The organism is Arcobacter sp. CECT 8989 (assembly GCF_004116715.1).
Classification (GTDB): Bacteria; Campylobacterota; Campylobacteria; order Campylobacterales; family Arcobacteraceae; genus Halarcobacter.
Genome location: NZ_PDKE01000032.1, coordinates 1 through 1,187 on the forward strand (window position 1 = coordinate 1; position 1,187 = coordinate 1,187).

The window sequence follows — 1,187 nt, forward strand, 5'->3', positions numbered from 1 at the left end:
ATTGAAACTGTTGAGCTTAGTAGAATTCAAAAGATTTCTGGACCATCATTACATAGAAACTGGGTTTCAATGCCTCACGTTACTCAATTTGATGAATCAGATATTACTGAGATGGAAAGCTTTAGAAAAGCACAAAATGCAATTGCAGATGGATTTAAATTATCTCCATTAGTATTTGTAGTTAAAGCAGTAGCTAAAGCACTTGAAATTCATCCAAAATTCAATGCTTCATTAAGTGCAGATGGACAAAGTCTGATTATGAAGAAATACTTCAATATCGCAATTGCAGTTGATACTCCAAATGGTCTTGTTGTTCCTGTAATCAAAGATGTTGATAAAAAAGGTTTCAAAGAGATTGCTCTTGAAATGGCAGATATCTCAAGCAGAGCTAGAGAAGGTAAACTTAAATCAGCTGATATGCAAGGTGCTTCATTTACAATTTCTTCTTTAGGTGGAATTGGAGGAACTAAATTTACTCCAATTATCAATGCTCCTGAAGTTGCAATTTTAGGATTATCTAAATCTGAAATGAAACCAGTATGGGATGGAGAAAACTTTGTACCAAGATTAATGTTACCATTATCATTATCTTATGACCACAAAGTAATTGATGGAGCTGATGGTGCTAGATTTACTACTACATTATCTAAGCTTTTAAGTGACATCAGACTATTAAGTCTATAAGGAGTACAGATGGGTAAAATTGTTGATATTCTTATTCCTGATTTAGGTGCAGATAAAGATGTAGATTTAATTGAAGTTATGGTTGAAGTTGGTGATGAAGTTGAAGTAGAAGATGGACTTATCACTTTAGAGACTGAAAAAGCTTCTATGGACGTTCCAACAACAGAAGCAGGAATTATTAAAGAGATTCTTGTGAAAGTTGGAGATAAAGTAAACTCTGGTGATTTAATTGCTAGAGTTGAAGTTCAAGATGAAGCAGCAGCTGAACCAGTTAAAGAAGAACCAAAAGCAGCTCCTACAGCTGCACCTGCTGCTTCTAAACCAGCACCTTCAAATGTTGAAGTAAGTGCTAATGCAAAAGAAGTAAAAGGTCAAGTTCTTGTAATTGGAGCAGGTCCTGGTGGATATTCTGCTGCATTTAGATGTGCTGACTTAGGTTTAGATACTGTTTTAGTAGAAAGACACCCAACTTTAGGTGGAGTTTGTTTAAATGTTGGTTGTAT

At 34.8% G+C, this 1,187-nt stretch carries 2 protein-coding genes; both read left to right on the forward strand.

What is annotated here, in order from left to right:
- Positions 1 to 684: 2-oxo acid dehydrogenase subunit E2 (locus CRV02_RS14235; RefSeq protein WP_258239324.1), on the forward strand; the 684-nt coding region annotated here is incomplete at its 5' end.
- A 9-nt stretch (positions 685 to 693) separates the two neighbouring features.
- The coding region (locus tag CRV02_RS14240) for a biotin/lipoyl-containing protein (protein WP_129090897.1) at positions 694 to 1,187 on the forward strand (494 nt) is incomplete at its 3' end.